General features: G+C 72.0%; 19 protein-coding genes. 7 read left to right on the forward strand and 12 right to left on the reverse strand.

The window, feature by feature from the left end; translation table 11 throughout:
• Nucleotides 1-5: 5 nt before the first annotated feature.
• From G9272_RS14885 to G9272_RS14895, 3 genes are all read right to left on the reverse strand, one after another.
• Nucleotides 6-1,136 carry an FAD-dependent monooxygenase gene (locus G9272_RS14885; protein ID WP_171397031.1) on the reverse strand — a complete coding sequence of 377 codons (1,131 nt, stop codon included), beginning with the start codon at nt 1,134-1,136 and terminating at the stop codon, nt 6-8.
• 115 nt (nt 1,137-1,251) lie between these two features.
• A complete protein-coding gene (locus tag G9272_RS14890) occupies nt 1,252-1,902 on the reverse strand; it encodes a DUF4360 domain-containing protein (RefSeq protein WP_171397032.1) in 651 nt (216 codons plus the stop codon).
• A gap of 187 nt (nt 1,903-2,089) precedes the next feature.
• Entirely contained in the window at nt 2,090-2,602 is a 513-nt protein-coding gene (locus tag G9272_RS14895; protein ID WP_253267802.1) for a hypothetical protein, read from the reverse strand.
• Here G9272_RS14895 and G9272_RS45275 point away from each other — a divergent pair.
• Both G9272_RS45275 and G9272_RS14905 read left to right on the forward strand, forming a co-directional pair.
• On the forward strand, nt 2,586-2,804 hold the full coding sequence (locus tag G9272_RS45275) for a hypothetical protein (protein WP_253267803.1): 219 nt from the start codon (nt 2,586-2,588) through the stop codon (nt 2,802-2,804). The genes G9272_RS14895 and G9272_RS45275 overlap by 17 nt on opposite strands.
• Nucleotides 2,805-2,928: 124 nt before the next feature.
• The gene (locus tag G9272_RS14905) at nt 2,929-3,780 is read left to right on the forward strand and encodes an intradiol ring-cleavage dioxygenase (RefSeq protein ID WP_171397033.1); all 852 of its coding nucleotides are present in this window, start codon (nt 2,929-2,931) and stop codon (nt 3,778-3,780) included.
• Between the two features lie 80 nt (nt 3,781-3,860).
• Here G9272_RS14905 and G9272_RS14910 read toward each other — a convergent pair whose 3' ends face one another.
• The 6 genes from G9272_RS14910 to G9272_RS14935 all read right to left on the reverse strand — a co-directional run bounded on the left by G9272_RS14910 (nt 3,861) and on the right by G9272_RS14935 (nt 9,463).
• A complete protein-coding gene (locus tag G9272_RS14910) occupies nt 3,861-4,319 on the reverse strand; it encodes an RrF2 family transcriptional regulator (protein ID WP_062649276.1) in 459 nt (152 codons plus the stop codon).
• A gap of 29 nt (nt 4,320-4,348) precedes the next feature.
• Complete coding sequence (locus G9272_RS14915) at nt 4,349-4,582, reverse strand: hypothetical protein (protein ID WP_171397034.1); 234 nt, start codon at nt 4,580-4,582, stop codon at nt 4,349-4,351.
• Between the two features lie 130 nt (nt 4,583-4,712).
• Nucleotides 4,713-6,224 (reverse strand): arabinosylfuranosidase ArfA, encoded by a 1,512-nt coding sequence (locus tag G9272_RS14920; protein WP_171397035.1) that lies wholly within the window; start codon nt 6,222-6,224, stop codon nt 4,713-4,715.
• Nucleotides 6,225-6,282: 58 nt separating this feature from the next.
• Entirely contained in the window at nt 6,283-7,170 is an 888-nt protein-coding gene (locus G9272_RS14925) for a carbohydrate ABC transporter permease (protein ID WP_171397036.1), read from the reverse strand.
• Nucleotides 7,167-8,108: a carbohydrate ABC transporter permease gene (locus tag G9272_RS14930; protein ID WP_171397037.1), complete on the reverse strand. Its 942-nt coding sequence runs from the start codon at nt 8,106-8,108 to the stop codon at nt 7,167-7,169. The genes G9272_RS14925 and G9272_RS14930 overlap by 4 nt, the downstream gene beginning before the upstream one ends.
• Nucleotides 8,105-9,463 (reverse strand): extracellular solute-binding protein, encoded by a 1,359-nt coding sequence (locus G9272_RS14935; protein ID WP_171397038.1) that lies wholly within the window; start codon nt 9,461-9,463, stop codon nt 8,105-8,107. Before G9272_RS14935 ends, G9272_RS14930 begins: the two co-directional genes overlap by 4 nt.
• 226 nt (nt 9,464-9,689) lie before the next feature.
• Here G9272_RS14935 and G9272_RS14940 point away from each other — a divergent pair, with 226 nt between their 5' ends.
• From G9272_RS14940 to G9272_RS14950, 3 genes are read left to right on the forward strand one after another with little or no spacing between them, the layout of a single operon-like run.
• Nucleotides 9,690-10,313 (forward strand): toxin-antitoxin system, toxin component family protein, encoded by a 624-nt coding sequence (locus G9272_RS14940; RefSeq protein WP_171397039.1) that lies wholly within the window; start codon nt 9,690-9,692, stop codon nt 10,311-10,313.
• The gene (locus G9272_RS14945) at nt 10,310-11,578 is read left to right on the forward strand and encodes an MAB_1171c family putative transporter (RefSeq protein WP_171397040.1); all 1,269 of its coding nucleotides are present in this window, start codon (nt 10,310-10,312) and stop codon (nt 11,576-11,578) included. Before G9272_RS14940 ends, G9272_RS14945 begins: the two co-directional genes overlap by 4 nt.
• A gap of 52 nt (nt 11,579-11,630) precedes the next feature.
• Complete coding sequence (locus G9272_RS14950) at nt 11,631-13,175, forward strand: pyridine nucleotide-disulfide oxidoreductase (protein ID WP_171397041.1); 1,545 nt, start codon at nt 11,631-11,633, stop codon at nt 13,173-13,175.
• A gap of 412 nt (nt 13,176-13,587) precedes the next feature.
• Here the strand turns inward: G9272_RS14950 and G9272_RS14955 are convergent, their stop codons facing one another.
• Both G9272_RS14955 and G9272_RS14960 read right to left on the reverse strand, forming a co-directional pair.
• Nucleotides 13,588-14,439 carry an SMP-30/gluconolactonase/LRE family protein gene (locus G9272_RS14955; RefSeq protein WP_171397042.1) on the reverse strand — a complete coding sequence of 284 codons (852 nt, stop codon included), beginning with the start codon at nt 14,437-14,439 and terminating at the stop codon, nt 13,588-13,590.
• Nucleotides 14,436-15,209: an IclR family transcriptional regulator gene (locus tag G9272_RS14960; protein WP_142264099.1), complete on the reverse strand. Its 774-nt coding sequence runs from the start codon at nt 15,207-15,209 to the stop codon at nt 14,436-14,438. Before G9272_RS14960 ends, G9272_RS14955 begins: the two co-directional genes overlap by 4 nt.
• A 164-nt stretch (nt 15,210-15,373) precedes the next feature.
• On the opposite strand from G9272_RS14960, the gene G9272_RS14965 reads away from it, so the two are divergent.
• A complete protein-coding gene (locus G9272_RS14965; protein WP_171397043.1) occupies nt 15,374-15,964 on the forward strand; it encodes a hypothetical protein in 591 nt (196 codons plus the stop codon).
• 37 nt (nt 15,965-16,001) lie between these two features.
• Here G9272_RS14965 and G9272_RS14970 read toward each other — a convergent pair whose 3' ends face one another.
• Nucleotides 16,002-16,886, reverse strand: coding sequence for an ATP-grasp domain-containing protein (locus G9272_RS14970; protein ID WP_171397044.1), 885 nt, complete (start codon nt 16,884-16,886; stop codon nt 16,002-16,004).
• Between the two features lie 197 nt (nt 16,887-17,083).
• Between G9272_RS14970 and G9272_RS14975 the strand changes: the two genes are divergently transcribed.
• Nucleotides 17,084-18,145, forward strand: coding sequence for a MerR family transcriptional regulator (locus G9272_RS14975; protein ID WP_437184366.1), 1,062 nt, complete (start codon nt 17,084-17,086; stop codon nt 18,143-18,145).
• The last annotated feature ends 35 nt before the right edge of the window (nt 18,146-18,180 follow it).

Genomic DNA, 18,180 nt, shown 5'->3' on the forward strand with positions numbered 1-18,180 from the left:
GGGCGTCACCGCAGCCGCGGTGGCGTCCAGTCGGCGTGCCGGAGGGCGGCCCGCAGGGTCGCTCCGGAGGGCGCCAGCCACAGGGCGCCGTTGCGGAGCGCCACGGCGAGGGGGTGGGTCAGCCCGTGCCCCATCCGGCCGGCTTGGCGGGCGGCGCGGGCCACGGACCGGCTGCGCGGCCGGCGGACCGCGTCGTAGCGTCGCAGCGCGGCCGCCGTGGTGGGTTCGGTCGCGAGACAGGAGGCGAGTACGGTCGCGTCCTCCAGCGCCTGACTGGCGCCCTGCCCGAGGTTCGGGGTCATGGCGTGGGCGGCGTCGCCGAGCAGCGCGACCCGGCCGACGGTGAACGTGGGCAGAGGGGTGACCAGTTCGTGGATGTCGTGGTGCAGGACGTCCTCCGGCCGGGTCGCGTCCAGCAGCGCGGGGATGGGGTCGTGCCAGCCCTGGAAGCGCCGGCGCATCGCGGCGAGGGGGTCGGAGTGCCTGACGCCCGGCGGCGCGGTGAGCACCGCGTGCCACTCGGCCCGTCCGTCGACGAAGCGGATGTGCCCGAACTCGGCGCCCCTGCCCCAGGTCAGCTCGAGGTCGGAGGGCAGGTCGTGGAGCGGGCGCTCGGTGACGGCCCGCAGGACCGTCGAACCGCTGTAGACGGCTCCGGGGTGCCGGGGGAACAGCTCGGCGCGCAGCCGACTGTCGACACCGTCGGCGGCGACGACGAGATCGGCGTCGCCGCCCGCACCGCCGACGCCGGTCACCTCCACCCCGGTCCTCACCCACCCGGCGGGCAGTGCCTCGCGCAGGACACGGTGCAGGTCGGCGCGGAGGATGCCGACGACGGGCGTACCGAGCCGGCGCTCCAGGGCCGCGCCGTCCATCCGGGACAGCATGCGGCCGTCGGGGGTGAGGGTGCCGCCCGTGTACACCGGCCGCACGGTGGCCCGGATCGCCTCGCCGACGCCGAGCGCGTCCAGCGCCCGCATCCCGTTGGCGTGCAGGGAGATCCCCGCGCCCACGTCGGCGAAGGCGGAGGCGCGTTCGAGGACCGTCACGTTCCAGCCGATCCGGCTCAGTCCGATCGCGGCGGCCAGCCCGCCGATGCCTCCGCCGACGACCACCGCGCTGCGACTGCGGCCCATCCCCCACGCTCCCTCTGTCCGCCGGCGGGGCGAGCCTCCGTGCTCACCGAGGGCGGCACCGCGTGGGCCGAATTCGTGGCCCACGCGGCGAGGTGACCCGAGGGTCGGAACCGGCTCACTTGCCCGGGCACTCCTGCCAGGCCATGTGGTAGATCGTACTGAGGTCGCCGTCGGTCGAGTCCATGGTCATGAAGCTGACCTTGCTCGGCGACGATGTGCCCGCGTTCACCCGGAGCTCGGTGTTGATGTTGAAGTTGCGCTGAACTCCACAGGGCGCCCAGACCAGTTGGGCCCAGTCGGTGCTGTCGGTCGCCTGCCAGCTGTCGTTGTAGGAGCCGCTGAAGTTGTGGTTCTTGAACACCGTCTGCGACGAGCCCTGGAAGTAGTACGAGGCCCGCTGCACGGCGTTCGCGCCGGACTGGAGCGAGGCGTAGCCGCGGTAGTCCGCCTTGGCGATGGCGTACGTGAAGCCCGAAGGGACGTGGACGATCAGATTGAGCTGGCAGTTCTTGCGGAACGCGGTGGGGTTGGAGCCCCCGCCGACCTGGGCGAGGTAGTCGCTGTAGGTCACGGTGAAGGCGGTGTTGTCCTCGGAGACGGCGACGGCCGCCGTACCCGCGGGACAGCCGGAGCCGTTCACCGTGGCGACATCGATGACGATCTTGTCCGGAGGCGGGTTGTCGAACACGGGGGACGAGTTGTGCGCGGGTATCGCCGCGGTGATGAGAGCGGCGACCGCACCGCCCAGGAGCAGCCCACTTGCCATGATCTCTGTCCTTCGTTCGGATCGGTGGGGGGTGGATGCGCGTCCGGCTCCGCACGGCAACTCTGTGAAGAATCAATGGAGTTGCTGTGAAGAACCGGGGCGATCGCATCGTAGGGAGAGCACTGGGGCCCGCCCAGGCCGAACTCCGGCCATTCACCACGGCCCGTTCACACCCGGTCGCTCCGGGTCAGGACACGAGGGGCTGCTCCTCCGATTCGGCCAGCTTCACGGTGCACAGACCGCCGCGCTCGGTCGTCACGTCCACCACCTCCAGCTGGGTGCCCGGCAGCAGGATGAACTCCTCCTCGCCGGTGAACGCGGAGAAATTGCGGATGCCCACCGCCCGGACGGGCTGCACCTCGAAGAGCGTCCGCTTGCCGCGGCTGCCGAGGAACGCCCGCGCCACGCCGAACTCGGACGTGCACGAGGACACGCCCCACCAGGTCACGGTCCGTCCGAGCGGATACTGCGCACGCAGGTCCAGTGCGACACCGCGCCACAACGACCCGCTACGGGCGGGGAGTTGCGATGGTTCCAGGCGATGCTTACCCAGGGTCTCGACGCCGACGATGGAACAGTCCTCGCAGAACGTGAGCGAGACCCTGAACGTGGCGCCGGCCTGCGCTGCCGCGTTCCAGGCGATCCACCGGCAGAACAGGGAGTCGCCCGGCAGTATCGCGTCGGTGGCGCTGGTCGGCATGGGCGCCCACACCGGCCGGGTACCGGCACGGGTGTGCGCCAATCTGATGTGGACGGGCCACACCTTGTTCCACGACCACCGCTTCGAGGACTACGACGACCTGCGCGACACGATCGTCGCCCAGCTCGACGACATCGAGAGCGCGCCGGCCGAGCGGCGGGTGCGCATCGCGCCGCCCAGCCGTCGTGCCGCCCGCCGCTGACCGGTCTGCGTCGGCGGGATGCCCGAACTCGCGTGGAAACAGCGGCGGTTGACCGTTGCATCCCCAGGCCCCGCACAGCCCGGCATTAAGGATTTCCTCAGATACGCCCCTAACTTCACTCGACATGACGGGAAACACCGAGCACCACAACGAGACCATCAACTCCGACGACAACCAGCAGCCCGGCAAGCACCGGCTGGACAAGTCCATGAAGCGGCGCCGCGTCCTGATCGGCGGCACCGCGGTCGCCGCCGCCGGCGGACTCGCCGTCGCCGGGTTCGCCTCGGCCGACACCACGAGCGGTGAGACGGCGTCGTCCGCCGAGGCCGAGACCGCGGCCGGCACCTCCACCACCAGCGGCGTCTGCACCCTCAACGCCGAGGTCACCGAAGGCCCCTACTCCCTCGACGGCGCCCTCGTCCGCGAGGACATCAGGGAGGACAAGGAGGGCTTCGAGGTCCAGTACACCTTCACCGTGGTCGACCAGGCGAACGACTGTGCACCGCTCGCCGACGCCCTGGTCGAGATCTGGCACTGCGACGCCCTGGGCGAGTACTCCGGCTTCGTCGGCGGCAACGGACACCAGGAGGAGGACAACGGCACCTTCCTGCGCGGCGGGCAGCTGACCGACGCGAACGGCCAGTGCAGCATCACCTCGATATGGCCCGGCCACTACGTCTCCCGGGCCGTGCACGTCCATATGCGGGTGCACACCGAGGTGACGCTCACCGACGACTCGTACACCGGCGGCGAGGTCATCCACACCGGTCAGCTCTTCTTCGACGCCGACATCAACGAAGAGATCCAGGCCACCTCGCCGTACTCCGCGAACACCACCAAGGAGACGACCCTCGCCAACGACAGCATCTACGACGACGGGGGCGCCTCCTCCGGCCTGCTCACCCTGACCGCCCTCGGCTCCAGCGTGTCCGACGGCTACAAGGCGACGATCACCGTCGGCGTCGACTCCGCCTGATCACACCAGGACGGGCCGGCGCTCCTCGGCGGAGGAGCGCCGGCCCGTCACCGTGTCGAGCACTACGGGTATTGCGGGTATTACGGGTTCTCCCAGGCCGCCGGTTCCGCGGCCAGCGCCTGGACCGGATCCGGCAGGGCGTCCGCCGCGATGTCGGCGATCGTGACGCCCTCCAGGATCCGCCGCACATTCGCCCGCAGAGCGATCCAGAGCGGGAGCAGGGGCTGCGCCGAGCCCGTGTAGGTCAGGCCGGTCGGGCGTTCGCCGCGTACGGACACGATCGGGCCGTCCACCGCCCGGATCACGTCCGCGACCGTGATCGCCGCCGGGTCGCGGGCCAGCCGGTAGCCGCCGCCCCCGCCGCGCCGGCTGTCGACGATCCCGCCGCGCCGCAGGTCGCCGAGGATCCCCTCGAGGAACTTGTGCGGAATGTCCTGCACGGCGGCGATCGACTCGGCCTTCACCGGGTCGCCGCCCTGCCGTACGGCGAGCTCCAGTACCGCCCGCACCGCATAGTCCGCCCGTGCCGAGATCCTCATGAGCCCATTGTGCCGTCAGCCGCCCACCGTCACGGGTCGGGCGTCACCCGGCGCCCGGCGCCGGACCGTTTCTCCCGTGCCCGCAGGACCGCCCACAGCAGCGCCCACGCGGGGAGCAGGTACCACGGCAGTGGCCAGGCCGTGCGCCACCAGCCGGCGCTCGGCGAGAAGACTGCTTCGACGGCGGCGGACGCCATGGCTGCGGCCAGGGTCCAGCACAGGAGGCTTCCCGCCCACCGTGCCCCCGTGCCCGGACGGTTCATGCGGCCAGTGTGCCGCCGACCGAGGGGTGATCGGAAGAGATCGCCGGTCGGCAGGCCGGTCGCCCGGCCGGTTGCGCCCGACCGACCGGCGATCGCCCTCGTACGTCCGGCCGCACCCGGCCGCTTCCGGTCACGCCAGCCTGATCATGTTCCACGACAGCGGCTCCAGCGTCGCCGTCAGCGCGCCGTCCGCCAGCACCGTGCCCTCGGCCGGGTGCGGGGCGACCCGCTCGGGGTCGGCGAGGGTGTTGCGGGCGTCCGGGTCGGCGTCCGCGAGCACACTGTGTTCGACGACCGACGTCAGGCCGAGGCCGGTCAGTCCGATGTGGAGGGGCAGCGCCTCGGTGCGGCTGCGGTTGACGGCGAACACGGTGACCGTGCCGTCGTCGGCGCGGACGGCGGTGGCGTGCAGGAGGTCCGCCTCGCCGTACTTGGCCGTCACGTACGTCGGTGAGTCCACCCGCACGTCGAGGACCGTGCCCCGGCCGTGCTTCGACGCCTGCGCGAACGGGAAGAACGTCGTCTGCCGCCAGGCCGGGCCGCCCGGCTCGGTGAGGATCGGCGCGATGACGTTGACGAGCTGGGCGAGACAGGCGACCGTCACCCGGTCGGCGTGCCGCAGCAGCGCGATGAGGAGCGAGCCGAAGACGACCGCGTCCATGACGCTGTAGTTGTCCTCCAGCAGACGGGGCGCTTCCGCCCAGTCCCGCGCGCCGGAGTTCTCGATCGCGTGCCACCCCGAGATGTACCAGACGTTCCACTCGTCGAAGGAGAGGTTGATCTTCTTCTTCGACTTGAGCTTCGCGCCGATGTGGTCGCAGGTGGCGACGACGTTCTCGATGAACGACTCCATGTCCACGGCGGAGGCCAGGAAGGAGTCGACGTCGCCGTCCTGGGGCTCGTAGTAGGCGTGCAGGGAGATGTAGTCGACCAGGTCGTAGGTCTCCGCGAGGACCTTCGCCTCCCAGTCGGCGAACGTCGGCATGGACTGGCTGGAGGAGCCGCAGGCGACCAGTTCCACCGTCGGGTCGATCTGGCGCATCGCGCGGGCCGTCTCGGCGGCGAGACGGCCGTACTCCTCGGCCGTCTTGTGGCCGGTCTGCCAGGGTCCGTCCATCTCGTTGCCCAGGCACCAGAGCCGGATGTCGAACGGGTCCTTGTCGCCGTGCGCGATGCGCTGCTCCGCGAGGGTCGTGCCGGACGGGTGGTTGGCGTACTCCTGGAGCTCCAGGGTCTCGGCCACGCCTCGGGTGCCGAGGTTGACCGCCATCATCGGCTCGGCCTGCGGGCCGATCTTGCGCAGGAAGGCGATGTACTCGGAGAGACCGAAGCGGTTGGTCTCCGTCGAGCGCCAGGCCAGGTCGAGGCGGCGCGGGCGGTCCTCGGCGGGGCCGACCGAGTCCTCCCACTTGTAGCCCGAGACGAAGTTGCCGCCGGGGTAGCGGATGGCGGTGACGCCGAGTTCGCGGACCAGGTCCAGGACGTCGGTCCGCAGTCCCGCCTCGTCGGCGGACGGGTGGCCGGGCTCGAAGACGCCGGTGTAGACGCAGCGGCCGAGGTGTTCCACGAAGCTGCCGAAGAGACGGGGGTTGACTTCGCCGATGGTGAAGGCGGGGTCGAGGGTGAGACGTGCGGTGTGCATGTACGCCTTTCGAAGAGGGGGTGCTGGTCCGTTGGCGGCTGCGGAAACCATTCCGGAATCACTGGCCCGCCAGACCCGTGTGGGCCACGCCCCGCACGATCTGGCTCTGGAAGAAGACGAACACGAGGATCAGCGGGAGGCCGGCCAGCAGGCCGCCGGCCATGAGCTGGGGCCAGACGATGCCGAAGGCGTTCTGCACGGTGGCGATGCCGTTCGGCATGGTCATCAGGTCGGGGTTGTTGGTCACCATGTAGGGCCACATGAAGTTGTTCCAGGAGGCGATGAAGGTGAAGATGCCGACCGCCGAGAGGGAGGGCTTCGACAGGGGCAGGACGATCGTGAAGAAGATCCGCCAGCGGCCCGCGCCGTCGATGAAGGCCGCCTCCTCCAGTTCCTTCGGCAGTGACTGGAAGAACTTGTAGAGGATGTAGACCATCGCCGCCGGCGCGCACTGCGGAAGGATCATGCCCCAGTACGTGTCCACCATGCCGAGCGACTGGACCGTGGTGAAGAGCGGGACGCCGAGGATGGCCGGGGAGAACATCAGGCCCGCCATCGTCAGCGCCATCAGCGCCGACTTGCCCCGGAACTCCGTGCGCGCGAAGCCGTATCCCGCGAGGGAGGCGACCGCGAGGACGATGAAGGTGACGCAGACGGACACGACGACCGAGTTCACGAACCAGTTGGGGATGTTGCCGGCCTCGATCACCGCCTTCCAGGACTCCCCGGTGAAGTTTTGCGGGATCCAGTGCGGGGACGTCACCGACTCGGTGGGGGTCTTGAGGGACGTCGACAGCGCCCAGGCGAGCGGAGCCAGCCAGACCAGGGAGAGGGCCGCCGCCACCAGCGTGAGGGCGATCTGGGCCGGGGTCCAGGTGCCGCGCGGCTTGCGCAGCGAGGGAGTCGGGGGCGTCGGCGGCGTGGTCGGCGTGGGCAGCGTCGTCATCGGGTCGCGACCTCCTCGCGGTTGCGCAGCAGCCACATCCGCCCGAGGGCGACGGCCGCGACGATGATGAAGAGGATGAAGGAGATCGCGGAGGCGTAGCCCACGCGGTAGCTGGTGAAGCCCTGTTCGAGGGTGTACTGGACGAAGGTGCGGGTCGATTCCTCGGGGCCCGGGGTGAACTGGTACATCACCACGGCCTGGTCGAAGACCTGGAGCGAGGCGAGGATCTGTAGGGCGAAGACCAGGCCGGTGATGTTGCGCAGGTTGGGCACGGTGATGTGCAGCATCCGCTGGAAGGCGTTCGCCCCGTCCAGCTCGGCGGCCTCGTAGAGGTGGTGGGGGATGTTCTGGAGCGCGGCCAGGTAGAGGAGGAAGGAGAAGCCGACCGTCCACCACAGGGTCGCGACGACGACCGCGAGCATCGCCGTGGACTTCTGGGTGAGCCACGGGGTGTCCAGGCCGAGGACGTGGTTGACCATGCCGTTGGTGGGCTGGAACAGCCACCACCACAGGTTGCCGATGACCGCGGAGGGAAGCAGGAAGGGCGCGAAGAAGCACAGCCGCCACAGCCACTTGAAGTGCACGGTGTGGTGGGCGATGAGCGCCATCAGCAGGGCCGCGACGACGATCACCGGGACCACGTAGAGCGTGAACTGCACGCTGTGCCAGAGGGAGTCCCAGACCAGGTCGTCCTTCAGGGCCTCGCGGTAGTTGTCGAGGCCGACGAAGCCGGTGTGGTCTCCGGAGATATTGGCGTCGGTGAAGCTGAGGTAGAGGCCGCGGACGACCGGCAGCACGACGAACAGTCCGTAGAGGACGAAGAACGGGGCCACGAACCAGCCGCCGTGCTGGAAGCGGCGGCCCCAGCGGGCGCGGGCGGAGTCGGCGGCGACCGCGGTGCGCGGCGGCAGCGTCCCGGCGTGCGCGAGCGTGCTCATGCGCCGGCTCCCTTCAGCTCCTGGGCTGCCGTGCGGCCGTCCATCGGGTTCTTCATCGCCAGCAGTTGCGCCAGCGCGGACTTCATCCGGCGGGCCGCCGCGTCCGGGGTGGCGGAGCCCAGGTTGGAGGCGGCCACGATCGGGCCGACGCGCTGGGCGAGGACGCCGGTGGAGCCGGCGAACCAGATGTGGGGTTCGTTGGCCTGGTGGTCCATGGCGGGGCGTGAGTACTCGTCCTGGGGGGCCAGTTTCAGATAGGCCGGGTCCTTGAAGGTGGGCAGATATGCCGGGACATGGCCGCCGTTGGCCCAGGTGGTGGCGTGGGTGACCATGTAGGCGGCGAGCCGGTAGGCGCCCTCGTCGGCGTCGCCGCCGCGGTCGGCCTGGTGCGGCAGGACGAAGGAGTGCGACTCGGCGTGGGTGGCCGGGGTACCGAAGACCGGGGGCAGCGGCTGAGCGCCGTACTCGACCTTCTCGCCGTTGAAGTACGGCACCGACCAGTTGCCCTCCCAGGTGAACGGCGAACCGGCGAGGAACGCCTCGCCGTCCGCCTCGCCGACGGTGACGTAGCCGTCGGTGACGTGTTTGCGGAGGAACTCCAGGACCTGGGTGGCCTTGTCGGTGTCGAAGGTGACGGTCGTGTGGTCGTCGTCGAAGTAGGTGCCGCCGAGCTGCTGGTAGAAGGCGACGAAGAACCACCAGCAGAAGTTCTGGTCGTTGGCGTGCAGGCCGAGCGTCTGCTGCCCCTTCTTCAGCTGCCCCTTGGCCGCCTCCAGGATGTCGAACCACTCGTCGGTGGAGCCGGCGGCGGGGAGGCGGCCGGCGGTGTCGAGGAGTCCCGCCTTCTCGCAGACGTCCTTGCGGTAGAAGTTCAGCTGGACATGGATGTCCAGCGGCAGCGCGTACAGCTCGCCGTCGACGATGCCTCGTTGCCACAGCACCGGGTTGAAGTCGGCCTCGCGTACGCCGTACTCGGCGAGGAGGTTCACGTCCCAGGGGTCCAGGAGGCGGCCGGGCGCGAAGCCGGGGATGCGGCCCTGGTGCATGACCCCGAGGTCGGGCGCGCGATTGCCGGCGGCGGCCATGGCGAGCTTGGTGTAGTAGGGGCCGCCCCAGGCGAGGGTGGAGTCCTTCACGGCGATGTCCGGGTGCCCGTCGCGGAAGGCGTCCACCATCGCGACCTGGTTGGCGCCGTCGCCGCCCTGGAAGAGGTTCCAGTAGCGGACGCGGGTGCGTGCCCCGGCGGCGAGCGCGTCGGCTCCCGTACCGAGGGCGGCGAAGCCGAAACTCCCCGCCACCGCCAACCCGCCCGCGGCGGCGAGAAGCTGCCTGCGATTCAGGCCAGGTTGTCCCATACCTTGCCCCTGTCGTTCAACTGGTTCGACATTTCGAATTCTGCTCGCAACTTCGAACGGGACCGTAAAATCGATGCGCCTGCACGTCAATGGTTTTGACGGGATCTATGACAGCGCTTTCTATCGGCGGCCCCCGGTGACCCCGTGAAGACTTCCCGTGACGTGGGCACAACCGGCCGCGTAGGCTCGAACGGGCTGCCGTACGGCGGTTGAGAAGGGGGAGCGGATGGACATCGCGGGCGCGCGCGGGAGGGCGGCCCGGATCGGCTCGGCGCTGCGGCGCGCGAGGACCGGACCGGCCATGCGCGAGCTGACCGGCGATCTCTCCGCCGCGCTACGGGCGCGCCCCGGCCGGCCGGCCGGTGTGCGGGACGTGTGCCGGGCGCTGTGCGAGGAGATGTCCGCGCGGCGCGGCGGGCGCCCCGTCGAGGTGCGGTTCGAGCGGTTCCCCGACGAGATCGAGGTGACCGGGCTCTGGGTGGAGTTCCAGGACTTCGACCTGGTCATCGTCGAGGAGCGGGCCGAGGACGTGCAACAGCTGGTCATACTCGGCCATGAGTTGTGGCATCTGCACGCCGGTCACCGGCATCACCACCACGGCGTCGGCACGGTGGCGGCGGGCGTGCTGGCCGGACAGTCCGGCTGGGACTCCCTCGCGCTGACCGTCGCCGCCCGCAACGGCTCCCGGGAGGACGACGAGGCCGAGGCCGACGACTTCGGCCACCGTCTCGCCGCCCGCTTCCGGCGCTACCTGTCCGACTCGGGACCGGCCGCCGCCGGACCGGGCGGGGAGACCGCCGCCGTCCAGCGGACGCTGGGCTATCGCGGGCGCAGGGACACGGCGCGGTGAGCCACGGGCTGTACGTCTCCTTCTGGCTGCCCACCGTGGTCCTGGGCGCGGCCCTCGCCATCAAGCTGCCCAGCATCCTCAAGCTCTGGCGGGACCCGCTGCTGCGCGCCGTCGGCGGTCTGCTGGTCTTCGCCTGCGCCGTGTTCGTCTTCGCGGCCCCCAAGACCATCGCCTGGACCAACCGGGTCACCGGCGTGCCGAACATCGCGGCGCCCTGGGTGTACTCGCTGCTCACCGCGCTCTCCGCGTCCTGGCTGCTGCTGATCATCGCCTGGCGCAACGGCCGTACCGAGCGCTCGGCCCAGACCCGCCGGGCGACCCGCTGGGTGGTCTCCGTCTACGCGGGGGTGGTCGTCGCGCTGTGGGTGCTCTTCGCGCTCGCCGACGTCCCCGTGGAACAGATCCGGGACCTGGACACGTACTACGCCAACACGCCCTTCATGCGCGAGGAGATCCTGCTCTACCTGGTCGCGCACACGGTGGCCTGCTCGGTCACCGCCCGGCTCGTCTGGAACTGGAGCCGCACCGAGGGCCTCGACGCCTGGCTGCGCTGGGGACTCCGGTTCCTGGGGGCCGGCTATGTGACGAACCTGCTGTTCAGCGCGGCCAAGCTGACGGCCGTCGGGGCCCGCTGGACCGGGCACGACCTGGACTGGCTGAACACCAACATCGCCCCGTCGGCCGCGTGCATCGCCGCCACCCTGGTCGCGATCGGCTTCATCGTCCCGCACGCCGGCCAGTACCTCCAGGAACGGTGGCGGATCCGCCGCCGGCACCGGAGCCTGCGGCCCCTGTCCCGGCTGATGCGGAGCGTCACCGGCGCCCGCGAGCCCTTCGACCTGCGCGCCACGCCGGAACTGCGGCTGATCCGGCGCGAGACGTTCATCCGCGACGCGCTGCTCCAGCTCGCCCGGCACCTCGACGACGACCTGCGCGCGCGGTCCTACGACGCCGGCGTCGCCCTCGGCTTCGAGCGCGGCCGGGCGCAGGCCCTCGCCGCCGCCGTGACGCTCCTGGACGCGGTCGAGGCCCGGGCACGGGCGCTGCGGCACCCGGAGCCCCCGGAGGCCGCCGCCGCCCCCACGCCCCCCACCTCCCCCACCGCCTCGTCCGACCCGTCCGGGTCCTCCTCCTCCCGTCCGGACACCACCTATCTCCTGCGGGAGATCCAGGCCGTGTCCCGCGTCCTTCGCCACCCCGTCGACATCCAGGCGGTCCGCGCTCACGCGGCCGCCCCGGCAGAGAGCATGTCCACGCATGAGTGAACCCTCCAACCCCGCCAGAACCGCCGTAGTCCTGGGGGGATCCCATGCGGGCATGCTCGCGGCACGCGCCCTGGCCGGCCTCGCCGACCGGGTCGTCGTCGTCGAGCGGGACGTACTGCCCGACGGCCCCGCCCCGCGTAAGGGACTGCCGCAGGCCCGCCACGCCCACATGCTGTGGTCGGGCGGGGTGCGGGCGGTGGAGGAACTGCTGCCGGGCGTCACCGAGGCCCTCCTGGCCGCCGGGGCACGCCGGGCGCCGGTCACCACGGACATGGTCGTCATGGGCGCACGGGGCTGGTTCCGACGGTGGCCCGAGTCGCACCACGTGATCCTGGCCGGCCGCGACCTCCTGGACGCGACGATCCGCGCGCAGGTCCTCGCGGACGACCGGATCGAACTGCTCTCCGGCGTAGAGGTACTGGGCCTGACGGGCGACGCGGGGACGGTCACGGGGGTGCGGGTGAGAGCCCGGACCGGCACCGCGCCGGGAGCCGCCGCGGTGCCGGACGCGAGGACGGGGGCTGCGGGCGGAGACGCCCGTTCGTCGACGGGCTCGAACACAGCCGCAGACCCGGCCCCGGACTCCGGCTCGGCTACGAGCGCAGGGCCGGACGCGGGCGCGGGTACGGCTCCGGACGCGGACGCGGGCGCGGGCGCGGGCCCGGGCCCGGAGGCGGGTGCGGAGTGGGTGGTTTCCGGGGGGCTGGTGGTCGACGCGACCGGGCGCGGGTCGCGGGTCGGCCGGTGGCTGACCGAGCTGGGGCTGCCCGAGGTGGAGCGGCGGGAGGTGGACTCCGGGCTGGCGTACGCCAGTCGTCTCTATCGCGCGCCCGAGCAGGCCCGGTCCGGGTATCCGATCGTCAACGTGCAGCCCGACCCGCGTGCCGAGGGGCCGGGACGGGCGGGGTTTCTGCTGCCCATCGAGGACGGGCACTGGATCGTCACGCTCAACGGCACCCGGGGCGGCGAACCCTCCACCGAGAGCGACGACTTCGTCCGCTTCGCCCGCGAGGAACTGCGCCACCCCGTCATCGGTGAGCTCATCGAGCAGGCCGAGCCGGTCTCCGACGTGGCGTACACCCGGGCCACCGTCAACCGTCGCCACTTCTACGAGCGGATGCCGGTCTGGCCGGAGAACCTCACCGTCGTCGGCGACGCCCTCGCCGCGTACAACCCGCTCTACGGCCACGGTCTGGCCGTAGCCGCCCAGAGCGCGGTGATCCTGCGGGACGTGGTGCGCCGACGGGGATGGGGCTCCGCGGGGCTGTCCCGGCGGGTGCAGAAGGCGGTGGCCCGGCCCGTGAGCACCGCGTGGGACCTCGCCGTCGGCCAGGACGTGTTCTGTCCGGGCGCGACGGAGGACGGGCCCACCCTCCGCGACCGGCTCGTGGCCGCGTATGTCGGCCGCCTGATGCTCACGGCCACCGGCAACGGACGGATCGCCCGCCGGGTGACGGACGTGACGTCGCTGGAGCGGGGGCCTGAGGTGCTGCTGGCTCCGTCGGTGCTGCTGGCGGCCGCGATGGGGCCGTGGAAACCGGCGTTGACCGGACCGCCGTTGACCGGGGACGAGTTGAAGCGGGCGGGGCTGGAGTAGCCCCGGGCGCCGGGCGGACGGCCGGTGCCGAGCGGACGGGCGGCACGGGCCGTCCACCTGCCCTGCACCGGACCGCCCGCGCGCACCGGGCCGTCGGCCCGCCCTGCGCCGATCCGGCTACCCGCACCGCCCTGAACCGGGCCGCCCGCGCCGCACCGGGCGCTCGGCCCGTCCTGCCGAGCCGGCTACCCGCACCGAGCCGCCCACGCCCCACCAGGCCGTCGGCCCGCCCTGCGCCGATCCGGCCCCGTCCGTGCCGCCTTGCACCGAGCCGCCCGCGCCGCACAGGGCCCGTCGGGCCGCCCTGCACCTAGCCGCCCGCGCCGCGCAGGGCCGCCCGCGCCCCACCAGGCCGTCGGCGCGCCCTGCGCCGGGCCGAGTGCCCGGGTTCGTCTGCCCGTCGGGCCCGGGTTCAGCCCGCGAACGCCGGTTGGGGCAGTCCCTTCCCGGCGCTCGGTACCACCAGCAGCGATCCCGCCACCGGGTGCGGTGATTCCAGGCCCACCCGGGCGGTGGTGATGTACAGGTCGGTCAGGTCGGCCCCGCCGAACGCGCAGGCCGTGACCCTCGGGGTCGGGAGGGTGAGCACCCGGTCAAGTTCGCCCGCCGGGGTGTAGCGGCGTACCGCTCCCCCGTCCCACAGCGCCACCCACACACAGCCGTCGGCGTCCACGGTGAGGCCGTCGGGGAAGCCGGCGCCGTCCTCGATCTCGACGAGGGTGCGGCGGTCGCTCACCCGCCCGTCCGCCGAGTACGCGAAGACGTCGACCCGGCGCGTCGGCGAGTCGATGTAGTACATCAGCGTCCCGTCCGGGCTCCAGCCCGTGCCGTTGCTGACCGCCACGTCGTCGAGGACCGGCTGGGCCGAGCCGTCGCCGGTGACCCGGAACAGGGTGCCGCCGCCCGGGGCCTCGTCGTAGCGCATGGTGCCGGCCCAGAGGGAGCCGTCGGGCGCTACGGCGGCGTCGTTGGCGCGGCGGCCGGGGACCGGCTCGTGGTGCAGCCAGCGAAAGCTGCCGTCCGGGTCGAGCAGGCCCACGCCGTCCCGGAGGTTGAGGACCAGGCCGCCCCCGGCGCGGGGCTTGGCCGCGCCCACGTGCTGGTCGGTCACCCGGACCGTGCGGTGGCCGGTCGAGGGGTCGTAGCCGTGCAGGCGGGAGCCGAGTATGTCGAGCCAGAGGAGCCGGCCGGTGGCCGGGTCCCAGGTCGGTCCCTCGCCGAGGGTCGCCTCGGCCCGCACGGCCACCTCGTACGACGTCGTCATGCCACGCTCCGGTAGCCCAGCAGCTCGGACAGCTCGGCGGCGCCCTTCGCGGCGAGCTGCTCCAGTTCCACGCGGCGCTCGTCGCTCCAGCGGATCATCGGCACGGAGATGGACAGGGCGGCGACGACCTGGCCCGTGCGGTCGCGCACCGGCGCCGCCACACAGCTGACGTCCGGGTTGGACTCGCGGCTCTCCACCGCGACGCCCCGCTCCCGGATCTCCGCCAGGGCCTCGCGCAGGGCGCCGGGCTCGGTGATGCTGTTCGGGGTCATCCGGATCAGGTCGGCGTCGTCGGGGATGCGTGCGCTGAGCTCCGGCTCGGAGAGCGAGGCCAGCAGCATCTTGCCGACGGAGGTGCAGTGGGCCGGAAGACGACGGCCGGCGGCCGACACCATCCGGACCGCGTGCGTGGAGTCGACCTTGGCGATGTAGATGACGTCCGTGCCCTCCAGGATCGCCACGTGGACCGTCTCGTCACACGTCTCAGCGACGGTGCGCGCAACCTGCTGACCCTCGGCGGCGAGGTCGAGCTGCTCGGCGTAGCGGCTGCCGAGCTGGTAAGGACGTACGCCCAGGCGGTACCGTCCGGGCTGTCCCGGTACGGCCACGATGTACGACCGCGCCGAGAGCGTGGTCACCAATTCGTGCACGGTGGTGCGCGGAAGCTGGAGCTTGCGCACGATGTCGGGGGCGGAGAGCGAACCGTCCCCGTCGAGGAAGAGCTCGAGAATGTCGAGAGCTCGGGTCACGGCAGGTACGAGGCGTCCCACAACCGGCCCCCTCCCTTAGGTAGTCGTTCTCAGTGCCTGTGTTCGAGATTTCAACAGGCGATCGGCATGACGAACACAGGCTGTCATAACGCGTTGCGCCGGGCAATGGTCGGGAAACGCACAGTGGCCCGGGACGGGCCGCCGAGTGGGCCAGGATGGAGAGCATGCCGACCCAGAAACGCCTCACCGGCTCCTTCACGGCGCTCGATTTCCAACAGGTCCTGCTGCGCCGCATGGCCGATCACAACCCTGATCAGGTGGAGGACGCCCGCCATGCGCTGGGCATCTCCCTCGCACAGATGCGGGAGGCCAACAAGCGTTGGCAGGCGATGCTCCACTCTCCGCACGCCCGGGGCGCGCTGGCCCGCTACCGATCGGTCCTCGGCGAACCGGAGTCCCGGGCGCCCCGCCGTGTCGGGGACCTCGACTGCGAGGCCTGGCTCTGGCCGCTGCCCCTCTGGCCCGACCTGCGCTTCGAGGTGCTCCTCGCACCGAACGGCGGCGTCTGGAACGAGTGGCTGGTCCGCGCCCCGGGAGCCGCGCCGCCGCGCCTGACGAGCCTCGACGACCTCACCCCCTGGTCCTGCACGGTCGACGAGGCCGCGACCGCCTTCGCCCCGGCCCGCCCGCTGGAGGGCACCGCCCCCACCCGCTGGGGACTGGCCTTCACGGCCCCGGACGGCTGGGGCGTGCGACGGGAGGTCGTCGCCGAGTTCACCTGGGGGCTGCTCCAGCGGACGGGGGTCCGGGAGTAGGGGCCGGCCGGTGGGGGCTCGGGAGCGGGGGCGGTCGTCAGGCGGTGGCGGCCGCCGCCAGGATCGCCGCCACGACGGCCGACACCGACTCCGGGTGCAGGAACAGGAACAGGTTCGGCTCGACCAGTTCCAGTTCCATCACGCGCGGCTCCCCGTCGTCGCCGTCCACGACGTCGACCCGGGCGTAGAGCAGCTCCGGCGCGTCCGGTACGGCGGCCAGGGCGCGTTCGGCGACCGCGAGCTCGGCCGGGGTCGGGGTCCACGGCTCCAGACCGGGGTGGGCGACCTTGTCCGCGTCGAAGGCGGTGCCGGGGGCCAGTACGGCCCGCTTGCGGCTGGCGTGCAGCAGGCGCCCGCCGAAGAACTGGAGGGCCCGCTCGCCGCCGGTGTCGATGCTCCGCATGTACGGCTGCACCATCGCCGTCAGCCCCTCGGCGTGCATCCGCGCGAGGTGCCGTACGGCCGCCTCGTGCTGGTCGGGCGTGTAGCGGGCCGCGTACCGTGCGCCGGCGCCGGAGGTGGGCTTGACGACGTACTCGTGGTCGCCCGGCAGCCCCGCGGGGGCGTCGGCGTCACCCGGGGCGAGATAGCGGGTGGGGACCGTGGGCACCCCGGCCGCCGCGAGCTCCCCGATGTACCGCTTGTCGGTGTTCCAGCGCACGACGGAGGCCGGGTTGGCCAGCCGCGTCAGCTTGCCGCACCGCTCCGCCCAGGCCGTGAACTCGGCGGCACGCCAGCTGTAGTCCCAGGTCGAGCGGATGACGGCGAGGTCGTAGGAGGCCCAGTCGGCGTCGGCGTCGTCCCAGCACACGACGTCCGCCTCGGCCCCGGCCGCCGCCAGCGCCGCCCGCAGCCCGGGCAGGTCGCTGTCCTTGCTCGGCTCCGGCCGGGGGTCGTAGGTGACGAGGGCGACTCGGGGCACGGCGGGACTCCGTTCTCGTACATCTGTACATCCGTACGTCGGTATTCGTACGTCTGTGTAGTACCACCGCAGGTTAACGGCCCTCCCCGCGACCGGGACAACCCGTTTGACCCTCCCCTTCGGGGAGGCCCCAGCATCGGTGGCGGGAACACGGAAGCGGCAGCGACAGCAACAGCAACGGGGAGACCGGGATGGGCATACGGACGCTGACGATCGGCGCCTTCGCACGGGCCTGCCGGCTGTCGCCGAAGGCACTGCGTCTGTACGACGAGCTGGACCTGCTGCGGCCCGCCCGGGTCGACCCGGACACCGGGTACCGCCACTACGCGGTGGAGCAGCTGGAACAGGCCCGGCTCGTGGCGTGGCTGCGACGACTCGGCATGCCGCTGGCCCGGATCCGGGAGATCCGCGCCCTCGACGATCCGGCCGCCGCCCGGGAGATCCGCGCGTACTGGGCGCGGGTCGAGGCGGAGACGGCCGTACGACGGGATCTCGCCGCGTTCCTCGTGGACCACCTCTCGGACACCTCACGAAGGGACACCGCCATGCTCGAACTCCGTTACTCCGCCCACTCCGACCGGGGCCTGGTCCGGCCCGCCAACCAGGACACCGCCTACGCGGGCGCCCGGCTCCTCGCCGTCGCCGACGGATTCGGGACGGCCGGCGGGCCCGCGAGCAGCGCCGCCGTCGAGGCGCTGAAGTTCCTCGACACCGAGGAGGCGCCGGCGGGCGGGGTGCTCAACCTGCTGGAGGACGCGGTGCGGGGCGCGAGCGACGCCGTGCGGGACGTGTCCGACGGCACCGACGAGACCGGCACCACGCTGACCGCGCTGCTGTGGACGGGATCGCGCCTGGCCCTCGTCCACATCGGGGACTCCCGCGCCTACCTGCTGCGCGACGGCGGCCTGTTCCGCATCACCCACGACCACACGGTCGTCCAGTCTCTGCTCGACGAGGGCCGGCTGACCCCCGAGGAGGCCCTGAGCCACCCCCAGCCCGCCCTGCTCCTGAAGGCCCTGTCCGGCGGCAGCCACGGCACCCCCGACCTCCGTCTGCACGACGCCCGCCCCGGCGACCGCTACCTCCTGTGCTCCGACGGCCTCTCGACCGTCGTCCCCGACGAGGACATCCACGCCCTCCTCGGCACGACCCCGGCCCCGGACGCCGCCGTGCACGCGCTGGTGAGCGCCGCGAACGGCGCCGGCGGGCCGGACAACGTCAGCTGCGTCGTCGCGGACGTGGTGGAGGCGGCGGCCTGACAGGTGAGGGCCGGGCGCGTGGGGTATGAACGGGT

The sequence above is a fragment of the Streptomyces asoensis genome (assembly GCF_013085465.1).
Taxonomy (GTDB): Bacteria; Actinomycetota; Actinomycetes; order Streptomycetales; family Streptomycetaceae; genus Streptomyces; species Streptomyces cacaoi_A.